The following is an 18,720-nucleotide window of genomic DNA, read 5'->3' as shown; positions in this document are numbered from 1 at the left end:
TGGCGACGTTGTCGTCTTCGGGCGATCAAGCCTGACGGATATGGGTATCGGCGAATCGCGGAGGATCGAACCAGTCGCCGGTCTTCGCCCAGGTCGGGTCTAGCGGCACCCACGCCTGCCGTTCCTGCAAATAAACTTCGTTCCATGCGTGCGGCCCGTAGCCGCCCTGGCCGTCATAGCCGAGTCCGGTTACGACTCTGGCGTCCAGCCCGACGGAACGCGCCATGGCGGCGTAAAGCCGGGCGTAATCGATGCATACGCCTTTGCGGGTCGCGAACGTCTGCTCAGGGTTCTGCTCCCGCCATTCGTTGCGCTCCTCGTAGGCCGTCACTTTGTCGTCGTCGTATACGATCCGCGAACCGACCCAATCGTAGAGGGCGACAGCCTTCGCTTCGTCTCCTGTCTTGCCTTCCGTAACCGACTTGGCCGCATTTACGATATCGTCCGGCAGTTCGGCATCGATAACGTCATATCTTCTCTGCCATAACTGATCCAGCTCGCCCGTCATCGCCTTGGCAAAAACCGGCAGACGCTCCTCCAGCAAGACGCCTGCGGCGGGACGAATGATCTGGGCGGCCGCTTCCCGATACAAGCCGGATTGTTGAATATAGTCGGTCATCGGCCCTTGAGGCCATAACGCGCAATATCCAAACAGCAGAGCCGTGAACAGCAATGCCCGGCCGGCGCCGAGAGCCGCACCGATAGCGCCGCCTACCGTCCTGCTGACCGAGCCTCCGGACGGAAGCAGCGCCATCGGTATGGAGCCGACTCCGGCCAGAATCCGCACCATAAATCCGGTCAACAGCCGAAGCGCGGCATATAGCAATAGAAACAACGCCGCGAACCGGAACAAAGGAAAATCCCTTAGTCCGGACACGACCGTATAAGCCAATTGAGCAAAATAGGAGGCGTCGGCGGCAGGGCGCTCCATGCCGTGCTCCGCCAAATAAGCCTGCAGGACGGGAGAGGCGGTCGAAGCGCCCCAAGCCGCGACGACGATTGCCGCCACGGCGACGATTGCGCTCGTCAAAAAAAAGAAAAGTTGCTTCGCCGATCCCGAAGCCCCTCTCCACACCCCCTGCAAGAGCGAGACGGCCACGATCGCCACCAAGGCGACCGTGACCAGATTGGCGTCCGACAACGACAGCCCCCACCCGTTACCGCTCAAATTCATCTCTTATCCTCTACTTCGCCGACTTGCGCGCTTGCTCGACGAATTGCTTAACCGCGCCTTCCAATTGCCACGTTCCGAGAGTGCTTCCGTTAAAGCTCACGGACACTTCTCCCGAGCCGGGCTTGCCGGTAAGCTCCAGCTTCGAGCTCTTCACGGTGTACGTGCCATCGCCGTTATCGGTATAAGTCGCTTCTTTCGCTTCTCCAGCCATCGCATTAATAGCCTGGTCCTTCAGCTCCGCGGACACTTTCGACGTCAAATCCGCTCCTACCGCCTTCAGATCGTCGACGCTGTATCCGCCGTATACGACGATACCGACAACGATAGCGGCGATAAGACCCCATTTCACTACCGTCTTGACCACGTTCACGACGATGAAGATCGCTACGACGGCCACAACGATGACAACCCAATGGTCCTGCGCAAACGTCAGCCAGGCGTCCGACGTCCAATTATCGAAATTCATTCGATCTCCTCCATCAAACATCCGTTACGCTATCTGCATACCTTTTCCTATTATACCGTAACGACTTGGCTCTCGTAAAACGTTCGCGACCGCTCTATCTTTTCCGAAGCAGCCGCCCTTCCTTGGAAGCTGATCGCTGCTGGGCTTTCGGATCGACGAGAAACAGATGAAGCGTCTTCGCTCCCGCGAAAAAAGCGGCAACTGCGAGCGGCGTCCCTATGACAATTACAGCCAATAAAATAGTCCACTGATACGAACCGACTCCGGCGGCAATCATCTCATCGTTAATAAGACGGTTGCTTACAGCCGTAGGCACCCAATACGAGCCTATGAGGATAGGAATGTAAAGATAAGCGATGACGCGGTTTCGAAGCGTATACGATTGCACTTGAAGCAGGAAAGCGAACAAAGTCGACAGGACGACATAGAAGAGAACCGTATACGCAAGCAGCTCGGCATCCGATTTCGCATCTCCCGGGTAGTGACCGTTCACGGCGTATCGAACCGCGCCTCCGGCGATGATGCACAGCAAGCCGGCAAAAGCGATGCGGTAAACCGTCGTCCAAATTGCCGCAACACGAGCCAGCAACAGCTTTTTGCGGCCGACCGGGAACATGAGCCACCATGTCAGCCTCGCGCGTTGCTCCGGCAACACGTTGGACAAGGAGCACATGATGTTCGTTCCAATAAAAGCGAAGATCATCAGAGCGGTAACCAGACCGACGGTCCCTTCCCGGCTGCCGAAAGAGAAGTACCCTGCGACAGCGAGCAGAACCGCAAGCGACCTGAGAATGATAATGACCGGCCGAAGCGATGTCGCGTACGCATACCGGGATCTCTCGTAAGCGTAAAGAATGCGAAAACGGCCAGTCTCAGGCGTAAAATGTCCGATCTTCGTTTCGGCCCGCTTGCGAGGCTCGCGCCATGACTTCGCGACATCCCCGATCCGGAAGGCGGCCAAGTCGCTCATTCCTTGAGACGATACGACTGCCCGTGTTAAACGGTACATAACGCTCCCTGCCGCGCCGACTATTAAGGAGTAGACAAGAACCGCTTCGGGAGCCAGCCATTTTTGAACCGCTTCGCCGGAATCCAATACGATGACGAACAATCCGAAAGGGAACAATACGAACAAATACGGGATAAGCAAATAGCGCCGCAAACCGCCGTACATCCATAAAAGGAGAAAGCCAAGACTGACTCCCAGCGGCAAAATCGCAACCGTGAACAAAGCGTACGCTCCGGCCGCGGTCAAGACGCTTCCCGGCGTTGCCGCGCCTATCGACGTCTCCCCGAATAATAACGAAATAATAGCGGCGAGAGTTGCAACAAGCCAGAACGCGATTCCGATCAAGCCCGATACGATCAGCAGAGAAACCATCTTCGCTCGAACCAATTTCGTCCGCGATACCGGCAGCGTCAGCCACCATTCCCGGAACGGATTCGTCCGGAGCGAAGCTGCGTGGGCCATCGCATAAAAGAACGCTATCCCTCCTGCCGCAAGGCCGGCAATCGCGAAGATCGACTCCGGAGTCGCTCCCTCCCGCAGCAAATATAGACCGCCAAGCAAGAGCACAAACGCGAACGACGCCCATAGCGGCCATTTGGACTTGAACGACCGCACCTCCCCGCCCGTCTCCAATCCGAACAAATCGTAGCGGATCTTCATGCGAACACTTCCCTATAGCAGGATTCGACGGATTTGCCCTCCATTCGGAGCGCTTCCGTATCGAAGATGCCTTTGACCGTTCCGCCTCCGAGGAGAACGATTCGGTCGAACAACGACTCCATCTCCCGAATATCGTGAGTCGCGATCAGAAATGTCCGATTGCCGTCCGCAAGCTCCCCGACGACGGCGGATGCGATTCTCTCCCGCGACAGAAGATCGACGCCCGTGAAAGGTTCGTCGAGAATAATCAATCTGACCTGACGAGTCAGGCAGGTAAGCAATTGAAGCCTCGCTTCCTCTCCCCTCGACATCGTACCGATCCGCGAGGAGCGATCGATGCCCAGCTTCTCCACAAGCTCGGCTTCGCGCGATTTGTGCCAATCCGGGTACAGCCCTTCCGCGAACCGGAGCCATTCCCCCGCCGTTAACCAAGCCGGCAGCTTGCCGCGATCCGGCAGGAACGAAAGCTGCGACAACGTATCGACGCTCGGCTTGTTGCCGAATACATTCGCCGTTCCTTTGTCCGGCTCCGCCAAGCCGCACAGAATGCGCATAAGCGTTGACTTGCCGGCGCCGTTAGGACCGAGCAAGCCGGCAAGGCTGCCTGTCTCGATCGTAAAGGATACGTCGTCGAGAATCGACTTCTTCTTCATCTTAACGCTTAACCCGCGGCACTCGATTGCAAGCGAAGCAGCGCCAGTCATAGAGATGGACATAAGCTCACTCCTTTTCTTTGGCAAGCTCGAGCAGTTGATGCAAGGTCAAACCAATGGAAGCGGCCAGCTCTTCCATTTGCCGGACTGCATGCTTCGCCAGAGCGACGCGCGATCGACGGATCGCCTCCGCTTCTTCGGTCACGAACGTGCCTTGGCCTCTGAACGTCACTAACAGATTCATTCGCTCCAGCTCCTGATAAGTTTTCATGACCGTCGTCGGATTCACCCGAAGAGCGGCAGCGGTTTCCCTGACGGATGGCAGCCGGATTCCCGGAGCAAGCGCACCCTTCGCGATCATCGCCCGTATTTGCTCGATGTATTGCTCGTATAACGGCCTGGAAGGATCGATACGAAATTGTTCGGAGCTCCAGACATGCGTCGCAGGCATCGTTCCACCCCTTTCGGTGTATGGTGCATAACCATACACTATGTATGAAGTGTACCACTACTCACCACACACTCGCAAGCGCCACTTTCTTTTTTCGAATTATACTCTCGTCATATCTGCCTGCTTGTTCACGTACAAGTAGGATAGACCGCCGTGGCGGACGAGTGGAAGGGGTTCCCCCTCGCAAGGAGGTTAGCGAAAAATGAAGACCGCCGTATGGCTCTACCTGTTCCTGTTCGTCGCTTTCTTCGATTTGCACGCCCAATACCCGATGCTGACGCCTTTTGCCGTATCGCTCGGAGCCGCTCCGTCGTTCATCGGGCTCGTCATGGGAATGTACTCTCTGACCCATCTGCCGGGGAATATGCTTGCGGGCTACGGAGTAGACCGATACGGAAGCCGTTGGTTCATCGCCGCCAGTTTGACCGGGGCGGGCATTCTCCTTATTTTGCAATCCCGCGTGACCGATCCGTGGCACTTGCTATATATCCGCTCCGCAAGCGGATTCGTGCTTGCGTTCCTGTCGCCTGCTTGCATGGCTCTTCTCGCCAAGCTGGCTCGCGATCATATTCACCAAGGGAAGCTGATGGCAGGCAACGGCCTTGTCCACACGGTCGCCTCGGTTGTATCCCCTGCCGCCGGAGCTTGGCTCGCGGCGACAATCGGATTCGGCGCTTCGTTCGCCATCCTCGGATGGGGACTTCTCTTCACGGGAATCACATCGATTTTATTTATTAAAGAGCCCGTGAAAATTCGACAAACGAGCAGTCTGGAGCAAGGAGGCGTCGATTCCGATCAAGGAGCTTCCGATCTCCGGAAGACTACGTCTGCCGCAAACAAAACGGCCGCAAGCGGAGGCCGGTTTCCTTGGGCGGTATTCGCCATTCCGATTTCTCTTGCTTGCGCGCAAGGCATTCTATCCTTCGAGCTGCCGCTTCGCGCTCGTACTAGCGCGGAAGTGCTGGCTGTAGGGTTGATGTTCTCGGTCGTCAGCCTCGGCGCTCTTGCGACGCTCGTTCTTCTATTCCTGAACAAATACTTGCCCTACATCCGTACGGTAGCCGGATTATCGCTGCTTGCCGTCGCCTACTACGGCCTTGCCTCGGGATGGCCGCTCCCGCTGTCGATGATGCTGTTCGTGATCGGCATGGCCAAGGGCATTATTTTCCCGGCGATGACGTCTTTCCTCATCCAGCTCAGTGGAGAAGCCCGGTATGGGCGGACTTTCTCGTTCCTCTCCATCTCCTTGTCCATCGGGTCCTTCCTCGGTCCGGTATTGGCTGGGGCGGCAAGGGATTCGTTCTCTCCCTTCTTTATTTCCTTCCTCGCTCTCATGCTTGCGATGGCTGTCATTTTTCCCCGGCCCGCATTCCGAGCGGGGTGGAACGGGGATCCAACAGCGCCGCACGCGTAGCGCCTCAAGCCATATCGGCGGGATTAGCGCTCAATCTTCCGTTATTGGGTTAGCGCATATGTCAGCGAGTCGGTCCCGGCATATCATACTATGTAGCCTATGCCCTTTGACCGGCAACGGGACGGCGCGTAATTCGGGGCTGCTTGGAGGGGGAACGCATATGTCGAACATTGTTTCCAGAGGCTCTTCCGCTACGATTGTTCTTGTTTTGTTCATCTTGCTCGTCATCATCCTGAAAGCCTGCTAATCGAATCGCTTCGCAATTCGGATTCCGGCACGGCTACAGCCTCCGACCCCTAAGAGCCGCAGGTCGGTGCCGTTTCCTTGACGGCGCCGATCTTGCTTTTTACGCCGATAACCGATTCGTTCGCTCCATCGAAACGGACAAGTTACGCCAACCGAACATTTCCCCCGCAAAAGTGGTACAATACCGCCAAGGACCTTTTTCGCTATAACTCGACGAAAAACGAGGGGGATTCGATATGGACGTCGCTATTATCGTCGAAGGAAAAAACGACAAAAGCAGGCTATCGAGAGTGCTTTCGCCCGCCGTCCCGGTTCACTGTACATTCGGCACGCTGAATACCGATAAGATTGAGAAGCTCCGCAAGGAGATCGGCCATCGGCAAGTTTACTTATTCACGGATCCGGACTCCTCCGGACGCCGTATTCGCGGCGTTCTTCGAGACGTCTTCCCCGATGCGGAACATATATACACTAGGCGAGGCTACGCGGGAGTCGAGGGCACTCCCGAAGAATATCTGATCCAGCAGCTCGAAAAGGCCGGGCTCGAGGAATACATTCTGTACCCCGAGCCGACCGGCGACCAATGGACAAAGGATTAGCGTCGGCGCCGACACCAGCATTGCAGCAGACTTGGCGCAGTTGCTGAGCGGAGGGGATATCGGCACAAGAACAGGAAGCGGCCTCGATCCCGGAGAATGAGAACGCAACCGCGCGTAAGCGTCCCAACAAAAAAATCGACCGCCCCATTCGCCGGGGCGGCCGATTTTTTTATATCAAGCTTTTGATTTTGTCGACGATATTGCTGACAGGCAAGTTGTCCGCGCCCATCTCGATGTAATCCTTGGCGGAAATCCATTCGCGAACCTGGCCTTTCTTGTCGAGCAGCACGATCAGATTCATATGCGAGAAGCTTTCCGGGCTGTCCTTGGACACCCAAATTTGATATTTCTTCGCGAGCTCCTCGGTCGCCTTTTCGTCGCCCCGCAGAAACTTCCAGCCGCTGTAGTCGGCGTTGAACTGGTCTCCGAATTTTTTCAAGGAATCCACCGTATCTCTGGCCGGGTCGATGGTGACGGACAGCAGCTGCGCTTTGTCGCCGAACAAGCCGGCTTCCTTCAGCTGATTCTGTACCTGTGACAGCATGAACGTCGTCGGCGGGCAGACGTCCGGGCAATTGGCGAAGAAGAAGTACAGCAATCTTACCTTGCCGTTCGTGTTATCCAACGATACCGTCTGGCCGTCCAAATCCGTATAGGAGAATGGGGCTCCCTGCTGCTCGATCGGCAGCTCGGAATCTTTCTTCTGGGACCATAACAAATATCCACCGAGTATTAAACATAATGCCAACACTGCTAACGGAAAGCCATACTTCTTCGGAAACATCCTCTACACTCCGTTCGTGTCCAAAATCATCGTTAGGAACATGACCATCAAATAATTGATCGATAGAAAGAAATCCGCTTTCGCCCATTTCTCGTCATCCTTGGCTCGCAAGCCGGACACCGCATGCACGAGCCAGACAAGGCCCAGAATGACCGAAAACCATAAGAAAAACGCTCCAACATAATCGTAACGGTACATAAGAATGGCAGCCGGAATAAGCAAAACGATATAAGGAAGCATTTGCCACTTGGTTCTCGTCACGCCTTTGACGACGGGAAGGAGCGGGAAGCCCGCTTCCTTATACTCCTCGCGGCGGCGGATCGCGAGCGACCAGAAGTGCGCCGGCTGCCACAGGAACAGCAGCGCGAACAAAATCCACGCTCCGGCGTCCACCTCTCCCGTCACCGCGCAATAGCCGATAACGGGCGGCATCGCTCCTGAAATCCCTCCTACCGAGGTGCTCCAGGTCGAAGTGCGTTTGAGCCACATCGTATACACGACGATATACACGAACATCCCAAGCAAGCCAAGCCACCCGGACAGCGCGTTCACCAGACCGAACAGGACGGCTAGTCCGGCAATGCCGAGCACGATGGCATACCCGAGCACGAAGCCGGGCTTCATACGTCCTTGCGGAAGGGCGCGGTTGCGAGTTCTTGCCATTTTCAGATCGAAGTCGCGGTCCCAGTAGTTATTGAACACGCAAGATGACGCCATCGTCAGCGCGGAGCCGAGCAGCATCCAGACTAGCGTTACCCAGTCGATATCCCATTTTGAAGCGACCCAAAAACCACCGAACGCTGCAATAAGGTTGAGCCGTATAATTCGCGGTTTGGTCAGGGCCACAAGATCTTTAAGCACGGAGTTGGTCCTCCTTCTAGTCTTACACAGCTAGCCATGTAACTGTGTTCAATGATACCCCAAATCGAAAGCCGTTGACAACGTTCGCCCCCGGGTGTTCATGAATTCGCCATTCCCCTGTGAACAACATTCGAACGGTGAATGGCCGATTCCCGATCCGGCGTTTGCTCGCTGTCACCAAATTAGGCGCTCCGAAATAGTATGTATAGCGACAGATGCCCATATCGGCAAAGGAAAGGGAAGGCGAAGCATCCGCTCCATCCCGGATATTAACGGCTAACAAGCCGCCATTCAAAGGAGGAATACCCCATGTACAACAAAATGCCAGTTCAATGGCCTTATTCGCCCGCTATGCCCGGCGCCGCCCCGATGGCAATGCCCGGAACGATGGCAATGCCCGGAACGATGGTATCGCCGGCCATGACGACCGGCATGATCCCTTCCGCCGTGCCTAGCGGCGCTCCGATCACGCCAAGCGGTGTGACATTCCCCGGCGGATTCGGTCAAGAAGAGTCCTATGTGGAAAATATTCTCCGCATGAATCTGGGAAAGACGGCCACTCTGTACATGACTTACGAAAACAACAGCGAGTGGAACGCCAAAATTTTCAAGGGCGTCCTTGAAGCGGCCGGCCGGGACCATATCATCATCAGCGATCCGACGACAGGCAAACGCTATTTGCTGCTCACCGTCAATCTCGATTATATTACGTTCGACGAGCCGCTTAATTACACGCTTCCGTTCGGAACGGGCGGAACAGGCGGACGCCGGTAATCGAACGGACGAAACGTCCACATCCGGAGGCCTTCGCGGCCTCCTTTTACCCATTTGTCCATCTCGCGCCATTCGGAATGCTCTTCTAGCCGTTCCCGCCGAATTCGTTCGGCCGATTGCTCGTCCAGCCCTCGCCAAATTTCCACGAACAAACCGGGTTGAACCTCGCTTGCCAAAAGCTCCGCACTCCCCCACCGATCAGGGGAGGAGACCGCCCATTCCGCGAAATCATTTTGAGCCTCGCCGGAGACGAAGGCATATTCGCAAAATAAAATCATTCGCCAGCCTCTTCCTTTCATATTTTTTCCGCCGTTCGTTCATACTTAAGTTTAGCCTATATTCGGAGGAGGAATCGATTCGATTGGATACGGGCACCCATTTCGTATTCGGACTTGGCTTAGGCGGACTGGCTATGACAGATCCCGTCATCGCTTCTCACCCTTATGGTCCCATCGCCGTACTGATCGGCACCGTCATCGGCTCGAACGCGCCGGATTCGGACTCGCTGCTCCGTTTCAAAAGCAATGCCGATTATATCAAAAACCATCGAGGATTGTCGCATTCGTTTCCGGCTATCGTCGGCTGGACGGGCCTGATTACGGTTGCGCTGTCGCTCGCCTTCCGAAGCATTCCATGGTGGCATATCGGCTTCTGGGTGCTTCTTTCCGTCGTCGTTCACGTCTTCGTCGACCTTTTCAACTCCTACGGCACCCAAGCCTATCGTCCCGTGAGCAAGCAATGGGTCGCTTGGAACATCATTCACATTTTCGATCCGTTTATTTTCTCGGCTCATCTGCTTGCGATCTTTATGTGGATTACGGGAGCAGCCGATCCCAAGGTCGTATTTCCGGTGCTCTATGCTCTGCTTGCCGTCTATTACGGATGGAGAACGCTCGTCCATCGGAGATTGTCGAGGCAAGTCCCTTCGCGGGATGCAAAACGGCGAAAAGGAGATCGGTACACGCTCCTTCCGACTTTGTCGCTATATCGGTGGAACGTCGTAAGGCTGTCGGAAGACGGGACATACGGGGTCGGAGAATGGCACAATAGACGCCTTCAATGGTTCGACGTCTTGAAATGCGACGTTCATCCCGCCGTGGAAGCGTCCAAGCAGCATCCCGACGTCAAAGCGTTTCTTAGCGTCACTCCTTTTCCATGCGGCCACGTGAAGCCACATACTTGGGGGTACGAGGTGCGATGGATCGATATTCGGTACCGTTACCGCAAGCAGTACCCTTTCGTTGCGGTCGTCATGATGGATTTATCGTACGCCCCCCTGCAATCTTACGTGGGCTGGCTTAGCGACGAGCGTCTGGACAAAAGACTGCGCATGAACTCGTACTGACGAGACACCGATTTCGGCACACCGCCAATAATGGGACAGGCCCTCCGGCAAGGGCCTATTATTATGGAAAAAATAAGTGCAATCGTCCTGCCGCCGCCTTTGAACTTCTTGACGTTCCCACAGGATTGGCGCACAATAATAAAAGCCCGAGGCTAGCCCCGGGCTTTCGGTGCGAGGACTCTTGAAGTCCTTAACGGCCACCGGACAGTTGTTGCTCGGCAATTTGGACAAGCTTCTTGGTGATATATCCGCCAAGGGAGCCGGCATCGCGGGACGTTACGTTGCCGTAGTATCCGTCAGCAGGGATTTGGACGCCGAGAGATTGAGCGGCCTCCGTTTTCATACTGTTCAGCGCGGCTTTGGCTTGCGGTACTAATACTTGGTTGTTACCTGCCATGTTGTCATTCTCCTTTCGCCTTGTTGAAGTGGGTGCAAGCTTGCCTTTCTAGTATGCTAGACCCTGAGAAAAATATGCTTCCGGAGGTTCGACATGAACAAGTTTTTAGCGTTAATTTTTGCCTTCGTCTCGATCGTATGGATGGTCGGTACCGCTATCTCCTTGGATTATAACGGTTGGCTCGCTTTATTGTTCTTCGTCCTGACTTGCGCAACGATCGCTCTGGGCTTTATCGTCAAGGCTAAATCATCGAGAAAAGTGCAAAAAAACTAACCGAACGAACATCCAAACGAGCCTGTCCTACCGGCGCGCCGGTAAAAATCCCATTGCGTCCTTCACTCTGCTTAGCGTAGCTTCCGCCACTTCGCGGGCGCGAACCGCTCCGTCTTTCAGAATGTCGTGGATGGCGCCGGACGAGCGAATATCCGCGTACTTGCTCTGGATAGGCTCAAGCGCCGCAACGACAGCCTCGGCCAAGTCTTTCTTGAATGCGCCGTAGCCTTGTCCTTCGTAAGCTTGCCTGATGTCTTCCAGAGATTGTCCGGTGCATTGCGCGAAAATGCTCATCAAGTTGCTGATTTCCGGTTTGTTTTGCGGATCGTATTCCACTTCCCGGCCCAAGTCCGTCTTGGCCCGGGATATTTTTTTGCGAATATCGTCCGGGCTGTCGAGCAGGGCAATATAGCTTCCAACGTTCGGGTTGCTTTTGCTCATTTTTTTCGAAGCGTCGTCCAGCGACATGATGCGGGCGCCTACTTTCGGAATGTAAGGCTCCGGAATCGTTAACGTTTCGCCGAATCGATGGTTAAAGCGACCGGCCAGATCGCGCGTCAGCTCCAGATGCTGCTTCTGATCGTCGCCGACGGGAACCAAATTGGCGTCGTACAGCAAAATATCCGCCGCCATCAACGATGGGTATACGAAAAGCCCGGCGCCGATGGCGTCTTTTCCGGCTGATTTGTCCTTGAATTGCGTCATTCGTTCCAGCTCGCCCATGTACGACAACGTCGTCAACAGCCATCCGAGCTCGGCATGCTGCGTTACATGCGATTGCATGAAGATGGACGCTTGGGATGGGTCGATTCCCGCCGCGACGAACAGCGCCGCCACCGCCTCGCTCTGCTCACGCAGCGCGGCCGGCTCTTGAGGCACCGTAATCGCATGCAAATCGACAACCATGAAGAAGCATTCATGCTCATGCTGAAGAGCGACGAAATTACGCATAGCCCCGATGTAGTTGCCGAGAGTCAGCTTGCCGCTCGGTTGAATTCCTGACAGTACTCGTTGTTTGGTCATGCCGGATCTGCTCCTTTTTTTGGACAAAATAAAAACGGCTCTCATCCGCAAGGGACGATGAGCCGTGGTGCCACCCTTATTCGCTCGACGCTTCAGCCGCGGATTCGCAATGGGAATGCGCGGTTTGATCGTGATCGAGCCTTAACGTTCCGGTAACGGGGAACAGACGGGGAGAATGGGACTTGCATCCGCTCGCAGCCCTTCAAGAGGCGGGGCATTGCCTGCGGAGTGCCGTCTTTACGCTCTCGGCTCCGGGATCCATTCGTCATGGGAGCGCGCCGGTTCGCAGCAGCCACCGGCTCTCTGAAGCGCAGCACCATGAGTACTTGTTCCGTTCATCGCCAATATCGATAATCGAATTGTTGGTTTGTTTGTTACTCATTATACGCCGCGCGTTCGGGATGTCAACCGATGCTCGTTCCGGCTTGAAGGTCGCCTGAGTTGAAAATATTGCTGGTTCATGCATAGCCTTCCTTCCCAAGTCCATACTAACCGACAAAAGGAGGTGAGCGCGATGGCAAGTTCCCGCAGCAGCAATTCCCTCGTCGTCCCCGGCAGCAGACAAGCGCTGGAAAGACTAAAATTCGAAGTCGCACAAGAGCTTGGAATTCAGCTTCCGGCGGATGGTTATTACGGCAATATGTTAACCCGCGATATGGGCTCGATCGGCGGATACATAACCCGGCGCCTTGTTCAGATGGCCGAGCAACAGCTCGCCGGCAGCCCTATGCGCTAAATAGCCGCTAAAAAACCGATTGCCTGCAAAGGCACTCGGTTTTTTTATGGGCATTATTTGATCATTTCGTATGTAAAAAAGTGGAATAGTATCGACGGCGCTACTCTCCGGCAATTTCCCGGTGATCCCGCCGCTTCGGCGTAAACCGGAACATCAGGTTGGCCATGTTGTAGTTGGACTCGAATTGGACGCTTACGTACACTTTGCCGCGCTTGAGTCCGAAGTCGTAAAGGATTTCCCCGTATGTCCATCCGCGCTTGCGCTTTAGAGCGTCTACAGCCATCCTCCTAAGAAGTCGAACATGGGCTTCCGTCATTCCGCCCGAGTGGATGCTCGAATCCTCCTCGCAATCCATCGGCAAATGCCGGATTCCGAATTTTCCGATTGTGTCCTCGCGAATTTGCAATACGATTGTTCCAGCAGTCAGCCCTTTAAGCTCGCCCTCCAATTTCTCAAGGGCGATATCCACTTGCCTTGCGAGAGAGACGTCACTCAAACCCATTATTCTCCTCCTTTAGTCTAATAAATTCCTTTTTTTAAATAAAATTACATTAGTGCTTGAGACTCATTATAGTTCAGTCATCTGAATAATTCAACTCATTTTTTTAAAATATTTGTAATATTATCAATTATTTTGTATTTTTTATGGATTGTTGGCCGCCGAATGGCCTTACTTGAGACGGCTACTACTCGCGTACTTCCCCTCTCGCCAATTAGCCTTACCTGAGACGGTTACTCCCCGCGTACTCCCTCCATTCCGCCGAATAGCCTTACCTGAGCCAGTTACTCCACACGTACTCCCTACATTCGCCGATTAGCCCCACCAGAGACGGTTACTCCTCACGCACTCCCTACATTCCGCCGAATAGCCTTACCTGAGCCAGTTACTCCTCACACGCTTCCTCCATTCCACCAATTAGCCTTACTTGAGACGGTTACTCACCACTCACATTCTCCATTTCATCGATTAGCCCAACCAGAGACGGTTACTCCTCACACGCTCCCTCCATTCCGCCAATTTGCCTTACCTGAGACGGTTACTCCTCACATACTCCCTCCTTTCCGCCGAATAGCCTTACCTGGGCCAGTTACTTCTCACGCGCTCCCTCCTTTCCGCCAATTAGCCGTACCTGAGACGGTTACTCACCACTCACATTCTCCATTTCATCGATTAGCCCAACCAGAGACGGTTACTCCTCACACGCTCCCTCCTTTCCGCCAATTAGCCTTACCTGAGACGGTTACTCCTCACATACTCCCTCCTTTCCGCCGAATAGCCTTACCTGAGCCAGTTACTTATCACGCGCTCCCTCCTTTCCGCCAATTAGCCTTACCTGAGACGGTTACTCACCACTCACATTCTCCATTTCATCGATTAGCCCAACCAGAGACGGTTACTCCTCACACGCTCCCTCCATTCCGCCAATTAGCCTTACCTGAGACGGTTACTCCTCACACACTCCCTCCTTTCCGCCGAATAGCCTTACCTGAGACGGTTACTCCTCACACGCTCCCTCCATTCCGCCAATTAGCCTTACCTGAGACGGTTGCTCACCACTCACATTCTCCATTTCATCGATTAGCCCAACCAGAGACGGCTATTCCTCGCGTACTTCCCCTTTCCGCCAATCCCCCTCGGCAGCCATTCATCCGAAATTTCAACCAAACAACGCGTGCCTTCCCAATGGTTCCAAAACGTATGCATGACATCGCTGCTTCGTTTCATCAACGGGACGGATCAGTCCTTTACTAACCATTTTCTTCAAAATGCTGCGGCAATGCTCCTCGCTAGTCTGCAAACAAGCGCGAGCGTCTTTCATACGGATAGGACGACCGAGCCTTATGGCATAACGAATGATTTCTCGTTCGTAGATGCATAAATCGTAATACCCTGTCGAAGCACTACTCGAAAAACGTCCCAACATTTCGTACATGAATCGACGACAAGCATCCGGCTTTTTGTCCAACTGATCTCGCGAAAAAGGCATAAAACGATAACCGTAAATCGCCATCGTCCTAATTCGCTCTTTCTCGAAATCGAAACGATCTCTTGTAATCGTTTCTGCATGAACGGCAAACCCTTCGCACTCCAATGACCATTCAAATGGCATATAAAAAGCGTCAAGATAAATCCGAACTCCAGACGGCATTACGACTTCATGCTCCATTGCCCAACCATCAAAAGATTTGAATATCGGCCAAACCACAATTTCAAAAAGCTTCTTTTCCCCGGATTTGTTCTTGTTTAACTGCTCTAGTCTCAACGGCCCTGCCGTCCGCTTCTGCTCTTGTACGAACCGCTCCCACTCGGCTTCAAACATACCGGCCCCTCCCTCTTCGGCGAATTTGAAAACAAAAACGCCGTCCGCTCCGAAGAGACAGACGGCGTGTGCTTCACGCTGAACGTATTCATTTCACGCTGAGTATAGAATATTTTACCAAGAATTGCAACTCATTGTTGCATTGGACGTCTCATAGAGGCGTACTTCCGCGTCGCATTTATTAAAATGCTATTCGTCCCGTTATTCCGCCAGCTCCGAGAAAGCGTCCACGTCGGCAATGACACGTTCAACTGCAGCGCGCCAAAAATCCGGTTCGTCCAGTCGCACTCCAAGATGGTGCGAAGCCAATTGCTCGACGGTCATGACGCCTGTATCCCTCAGCAAAGCGTCGTAGCGATCTCGGAACGACTCGCCTTCCTTTTCCGCCACGGCCACAAGACCGGTGCTGAATAAGTACCCGAACGTATACGGGAAATTGTAGAACGGCACATCCGTCAAATAGAAGTGCAGCTTAGCAGCCCAGAAATTCGGATGCCAGCTCGACAACGAATCTCCGAACGCCTCCTTCTGCGCCTCTACCATCATTTTTCCCAGCTCATCCGCCTCCAGCATACCGGCTTTGCGGCGATCGTAGAACCGAGTCTCGAACAAAAACCTGGCCCGAATGTTCATGCAAAAAGCGACGGCGCGCTGCAGGCGGTCATCGAGCAGCGACAGCTTCTCTTCGTCGCTGGCGGCTCGCTTTAACAAAGCATCGCTCACCAAAACTTCCGCAAAAGTGGACGCCGTCTCGGCAACGTTCATGGCATATTCCTGTGCCATCGGCTGCAAACCGTCGACCAAGTAGCCGTGATAAGCATGCCCCAGCTCATGAGCAAGCGTCGAAACGTTGCCCGGCGTACCCGAATACGTCATAAAGATCCGGGTTTGGCGGCTGCGCGGCAATCCCGTGCAAAATCCGCCCGGCCGCTTCCCCGGACGATCCTCCGCTTCGATCCATCTATCGTCGAAAGCTCGGCGAGCAAGAGCCGCCATCCCCGGCGAAAAATGCTCGAAAGCATCGATAATAAGCTCCGCCGCGTCATCATAGGCGATCGTCTCTCCCACCGACGACAGCGGGGCGTCGACATCATGCCAAGCGACTTTGTCTTTGCCGAAGCGGCGAGCCTTCAATTGCAAATATTTCGTCAACGGAGCGATTGCCCCCTCCGTCGCCTCCCACATCGCATCGAGCGTCTCTCGGCTCATCCGGTTGATTCTCAGCGGCTCGCGCAACGGATCCTCCCAGCCGCGCAGCCCATATAGCTTAAGCCGGAATCCGGCCAACCGATTAAGCGTGTCGGAGCATAAATCCGACTGCTCCGCCCACGCCTCTTCCCATTTCGCCGCCATCGAATCGCGAACCTCGGACTTCGGATGGTCCAGCTTATTGGCAGCTTGCCCTGCGGACAGCGTGACGGCGGTGCCGTTCTCTTCCCACGGAATCGCTATCCTTCCCACGATTGTGTTGTAGTGCTCTCCCCAGCCATGGTAACCATCGACAGCCAGTTCGCTGGCGAGTCCTTCCAGCTCGGGCGAAAGCTTCTCCTTCGCAAAATCGCGACGTTCGTTCAATACGAACGAAATAGCCGACCGATCCGGATCCGAGCACCACGCCTCCCATCGATCATCGGGCACGTTCGCGATCTTGGCGTCGTATAGATCTTGAGCTTGCCGGAATTTCGCCGACAGCGTCTGAATCTTCTCCGTCCATGCCACCGCTCTCCTGTCGCTAGTCTGCTGCGCCGTCAAGCAGCCGATGAACGACTCGCCCTCGCGAAGCCGCGACAAAATATCCTGCAATGCCGACGTCCACTCGGTCAGCTCCGTATGGCTCGGCTGCTCGTCGCCTGCGGACCTCAGCCGCTCCAGCAACGCTCCCGTCAATCGCTCCGTCTCCTCCATGAAATTCGCCAATTCAGGCGAAGATGAGCCGCCGGGAAACAGCGACTCCAGATCCCACGTCATGGAATAAGATTTGCTCATGTCCTAATCATCCTTTCGTTGCATGGCGAACTCGTCTATTGTATGTTGAAAGGGTATACGAAATGAGGTGACTGATTCCGCCATGATTCCTTTTCGAAATAGTCTTCCCTACGACATCGTCATGAAAGACGTCTATGTACCCCAATGCCCGTTCTGCGAAAAAAGCCATGTCCTGCTTCCATTGAAGCCTGCGGACATAGCCTCAATTAAAGGCGGAGCCAAAAAGCTGGGCGTCGTTTTCCCCTGCTGCCATACAAGAATGCAGCTGGTGGATGCCGACAACGACTACCTCCTCGCCGACCGCCCTATCAGAACCTCTTTTTCATAAGCGTCCATCCGACCTGCTCGCCGTTCGTCCGGAGGTTCAAGTGCCGCTCTGCTGCATTTCCTCCGGAAGATCCATCCCTTTCCCCGTCATTTCCTCCCGAATCGCCGTCCATTGCTCCCTCGAAGCCCTGATCATCGAAGCGTCCACGATTTTTTTGTCGTGAATGACTCTTGAAAACCAGCGAACCGCTTCATGGAAGTTGCCCAGCCTGCGATTAAGCTCGCCGATCAAATAAAGCAGCCGCGCATTGCTGTACGACACGCTCTCCGTCTCATATACGCGTATGTATGCATCCTTCGCGAACGCGATGAACCGCAGCTCTTGCTCCTTCTGTCCGGCATAACGATACAGCCATGCAATATGATGAAGAAGACCCGCGATGACGCGGTCTCTCTCTCCGATCACTTGCGCAGTCAGCAACGACAGCTTGTAGCATTCCATAGCTTCCTGCTCCGTACGCTCCGTGCCGTAATCCTTCATTTTCCACTGTTTTCCTATTTTCTCGTAATAGGCGTTTTTTTGCGTTTCTTTCAGCTTTTCCCCGAAGCTTTCCGTCGATGCGAACCCGCAGTACGGACATACGCGGACGACGTAAAAATCCGGATTGATCTCTTTGAAATAAGAGCAGAAGTCGGTGTCCGACCGGATCGAGCGTTTGAAGCTCGGTCTGACTCGCGACGTCGAATAGGACGCGTCGCAGCAAATGCAAGTTACCGTTATTTGATAGAGCGGCTCCAAGAGTGCTCCTCCTTCGGGTTCGTTAAGTGTTGACGAAATGATAAGCCGGACCGGACAATCTCTCCAGCATAAGCTGCTGAAGCGGCTCCGGGATCGAAGTGTCGGCCAGCGCCTTGGCCATGCAGCCAAGCCAAGCTTTCGCCCGCTCCGGCGTAATCGGAAAAGGCAAATGGCGAGCCCGCATCATCGGATGCCCATGCTCATCGGAATAAAGGGAGGGACCGCCGAAAAATTGGGTCAAAAATTGGTACTGCTTCTCCATGACGGGCCGAATATCCTCGGGAAACAAGGGCGCCAGCAGAGGATGCGTCTGCACGTTCGGATAAAATTTTTCGACGATTTCCCGAATGACCGCCTCTCCTCCGACTGCTTCGTAAATCGTGTCGTAGCTGGACAGAACATTCACTCCCTTAATAGGCTTCAAGCCCTACCGGGCCGCCTTTCGGATGAATTTATTATAGCACAAAGGTCGAGCTTGCCGA

At 54.4% G+C, this 18,720-nt stretch carries 22 protein-coding genes; 7 read left to right on the top strand and 15 right to left on the bottom strand.

The genetic code is table 11. The features are described 5' to 3' along the window. Positions 1 to 25 precede the first annotated feature (25 nt). The 5 genes from D3H35_RS19170 to D3H35_RS19150 all read right to left on the bottom strand — a co-directional run bounded on the left by D3H35_RS19170 (position 26) and on the right by D3H35_RS19150 (position 4,413). The gene (locus D3H35_RS19170; RefSeq protein WP_119150791.1) at positions 26 to 1,174 is read right to left on the bottom strand and encodes a transglutaminase-like domain-containing protein; all 1,149 of its coding nucleotides are present in this window, start codon (positions 1,172 to 1,174) and stop codon (positions 26 to 28) included. A gap of 10 nt (positions 1,175 to 1,184) precedes the next feature. Beyond that, positions 1,185 to 1,640 carry a hypothetical protein gene (locus D3H35_RS19165; RefSeq protein ID WP_119150790.1) on the bottom strand — a complete coding sequence of 152 codons (456 nt, stop codon included), beginning with the start codon at positions 1,638 to 1,640 and terminating at the stop codon, positions 1,185 to 1,187. A 94-nt stretch (positions 1,641 to 1,734) separates the two neighbouring features. Further along, positions 1,735 to 3,309 carry an ABC-2 transporter permease gene (locus tag D3H35_RS19160; RefSeq protein WP_119150789.1) on the bottom strand — a complete coding sequence of 525 codons (1,575 nt, stop codon included), beginning with the start codon at positions 3,307 to 3,309 and terminating at the stop codon, positions 1,735 to 1,737. After that, complete coding sequence (locus D3H35_RS19155; protein WP_233568002.1) at positions 3,306 to 4,025, bottom strand: ABC transporter ATP-binding protein; 720 nt, start codon at positions 4,023 to 4,025, stop codon at positions 3,306 to 3,308. Before D3H35_RS19155 ends, D3H35_RS19160 begins: the two co-directional genes overlap by 4 nt. A 4-nt stretch (positions 4,026 to 4,029) precedes the next feature. Continuing rightward, entirely contained in the window at positions 4,030 to 4,413 is a 384-nt protein-coding gene (locus tag D3H35_RS19150) for a GntR family transcriptional regulator (protein ID WP_119150788.1), read from the bottom strand. Positions 4,414 to 4,615: 202 nt separating this feature from the next. On the opposite strand from D3H35_RS19150, the gene D3H35_RS19145 reads away from it, so the two are divergent. Both D3H35_RS19145 and D3H35_RS19140 read left to right on the top strand, forming a co-directional pair. Further along, positions 4,616 to 5,827: an MFS transporter gene (locus tag D3H35_RS19145; protein ID WP_119150787.1), complete on the top strand. Its 1,212-nt coding sequence runs from the start codon at positions 4,616 to 4,618 to the stop codon at positions 5,825 to 5,827. Positions 5,828 to 6,309: 482 nt separating this feature from the next. Then, complete coding sequence (locus tag D3H35_RS19140) at positions 6,310 to 6,672, top strand: toprim domain-containing protein (protein ID WP_119150786.1); 363 nt, start codon at positions 6,310 to 6,312, stop codon at positions 6,670 to 6,672. Between the two features lie 169 nt (positions 6,673 to 6,841). On the opposite strand, the gene D3H35_RS19135 is transcribed toward D3H35_RS19140, so the two are convergent. Together D3H35_RS19135 and cyoE are read right to left on the bottom strand one after the other, a co-directional pair. Continuing rightward, entirely contained in the window at positions 6,842 to 7,456 is a 615-nt protein-coding gene (locus D3H35_RS19135; protein WP_119150785.1) for an SCO family protein, read from the bottom strand. A 3-nt stretch (positions 7,457 to 7,459) separates the two neighbouring features. Continuing rightward, positions 7,460 to 8,347 (bottom strand): heme o synthase, encoded by an 888-nt coding sequence (gene cyoE / locus D3H35_RS19130; protein WP_119150784.1) that lies wholly within the window; start codon positions 8,345 to 8,347, stop codon positions 7,460 to 7,462. A gap of 279 nt (positions 8,348 to 8,626) precedes the next feature. On the opposite strand from cyoE, the gene gerQ reads away from it, so the two are divergent. Further along, positions 8,627 to 9,091, top strand: coding sequence for a spore coat protein GerQ (gerQ, locus tag D3H35_RS19125; protein WP_199728548.1), 465 nt, complete (start codon positions 8,627 to 8,629; stop codon positions 9,089 to 9,091). Here the strand turns inward: gerQ and D3H35_RS19120 are convergent. Then, complete coding sequence (locus tag D3H35_RS19120; RefSeq protein ID WP_147355894.1) at positions 9,046 to 9,369, bottom strand: hypothetical protein; 324 nt, start codon at positions 9,367 to 9,369, stop codon at positions 9,046 to 9,048. The genes gerQ and D3H35_RS19120 overlap by 46 nt on opposite strands. 83 nt (positions 9,370 to 9,452) lie before the next feature. Here D3H35_RS19120 and D3H35_RS19115 point away from each other — a divergent pair, with 83 nt between their 5' ends. Further along, the gene (locus D3H35_RS19115) at positions 9,453 to 10,436 is read left to right on the top strand and encodes a metal-dependent hydrolase (protein ID WP_119150782.1); all 984 of its coding nucleotides are present in this window, start codon (positions 9,453 to 9,455) and stop codon (positions 10,434 to 10,436) included. A 190-nt stretch (positions 10,437 to 10,626) separates the two neighbouring features. Here D3H35_RS19115 and D3H35_RS19110 read toward each other — a convergent pair whose 3' ends face one another. Then, positions 10,627 to 10,833, bottom strand: a complete 207-nt coding sequence (locus D3H35_RS19110) for an alpha/beta-type small acid-soluble spore protein (RefSeq protein ID WP_119150781.1) — start codon at positions 10,831 to 10,833, stop codon at positions 10,627 to 10,629. Between the two features lie 93 nt (positions 10,834 to 10,926). Between D3H35_RS19110 and D3H35_RS19105 the strand changes: the two genes are divergently transcribed. Next, the gene (locus tag D3H35_RS19105; protein ID WP_119150780.1) at positions 10,927 to 11,106 is read left to right on the top strand and encodes a hypothetical protein; all 180 of its coding nucleotides are present in this window, start codon (positions 10,927 to 10,929) and stop codon (positions 11,104 to 11,106) included. 27 nt (positions 11,107 to 11,133) lie between these two features. Here D3H35_RS19105 and trpS read toward each other — a convergent pair whose 3' ends face one another. Next, positions 11,134 to 12,129, bottom strand: coding sequence for a tryptophan--tRNA ligase (gene trpS, locus D3H35_RS19100; RefSeq protein ID WP_119150779.1), 996 nt, complete (start codon positions 12,127 to 12,129; stop codon positions 11,134 to 11,136). A gap of 514 nt (positions 12,130 to 12,643) precedes the next feature. On the opposite strand from trpS, the gene D3H35_RS19095 reads away from it, so the two are divergent. After that, a complete protein-coding gene (locus D3H35_RS19095; protein WP_119150778.1) occupies positions 12,644 to 12,865 on the top strand; it encodes an alpha/beta-type small acid-soluble spore protein in 222 nt (73 codons plus the stop codon). 100 nt (positions 12,866 to 12,965) lie between these two features. On the opposite strand, the gene D3H35_RS19090 is transcribed toward D3H35_RS19095, so the two are convergent. The 3 genes from D3H35_RS19090 to D3H35_RS19080 all read right to left on the bottom strand — a co-directional run bounded on the left by D3H35_RS19090 (position 12,966) and on the right by D3H35_RS19080 (position 17,172). After that, complete coding sequence (locus tag D3H35_RS19090; protein WP_119150777.1) at positions 12,966 to 13,367, bottom strand: O-methyltransferase; 402 nt, start codon at positions 13,365 to 13,367, stop codon at positions 12,966 to 12,968. A 1,156-nt stretch (positions 13,368 to 14,523) separates the two neighbouring features. After that, a complete protein-coding gene (locus D3H35_RS19085; RefSeq protein ID WP_119150776.1) occupies positions 14,524 to 15,186 on the bottom strand; it encodes a hypothetical protein in 663 nt (220 codons plus the stop codon). 201 nt (positions 15,187 to 15,387) lie between these two features. Beyond that, positions 15,388 to 17,172 carry a M3 family oligoendopeptidase gene (locus D3H35_RS19080; RefSeq protein ID WP_119150775.1) on the bottom strand — a complete coding sequence of 595 codons (1,785 nt, stop codon included), beginning with the start codon at positions 17,170 to 17,172 and terminating at the stop codon, positions 15,388 to 15,390. An 82-nt stretch (positions 17,173 to 17,254) separates the two neighbouring features. Between D3H35_RS19080 and D3H35_RS19075 the strand changes: the two genes are divergently transcribed. Next, positions 17,255 to 17,500 carry a hypothetical protein gene (locus D3H35_RS19075; RefSeq protein WP_119151227.1) on the top strand — a complete coding sequence of 82 codons (246 nt, stop codon included), beginning with the start codon at positions 17,255 to 17,257 and terminating at the stop codon, positions 17,498 to 17,500. A gap of 36 nt (positions 17,501 to 17,536) precedes the next feature. Here D3H35_RS19075 and D3H35_RS19070 read toward each other — a convergent pair whose 3' ends face one another. Beyond that, positions 17,537 to 18,238, bottom strand: coding sequence for a DUF2225 domain-containing protein (locus tag D3H35_RS19070; protein WP_119150774.1), 702 nt, complete (start codon positions 18,236 to 18,238; stop codon positions 17,537 to 17,539). 22 nt (positions 18,239 to 18,260) lie between these two features. Beyond that, the gene (locus tag D3H35_RS19065) at positions 18,261 to 18,662 is read right to left on the bottom strand and encodes a globin domain-containing protein (protein ID WP_233568000.1); all 402 of its coding nucleotides are present in this window, start codon (positions 18,660 to 18,662) and stop codon (positions 18,261 to 18,263) included. Positions 18,663 to 18,720: the final 58 nt, after the last annotated feature.

Source organism: Cohnella faecalis, assembly GCF_003570905.1.
Taxonomy (GTDB): Bacteria; Bacillota; Bacilli; order Paenibacillales; family Paenibacillaceae; genus Cohnella; species Cohnella faecalis.
This window is presented reverse-complemented; position numbering and strand designations above follow the sequence as displayed.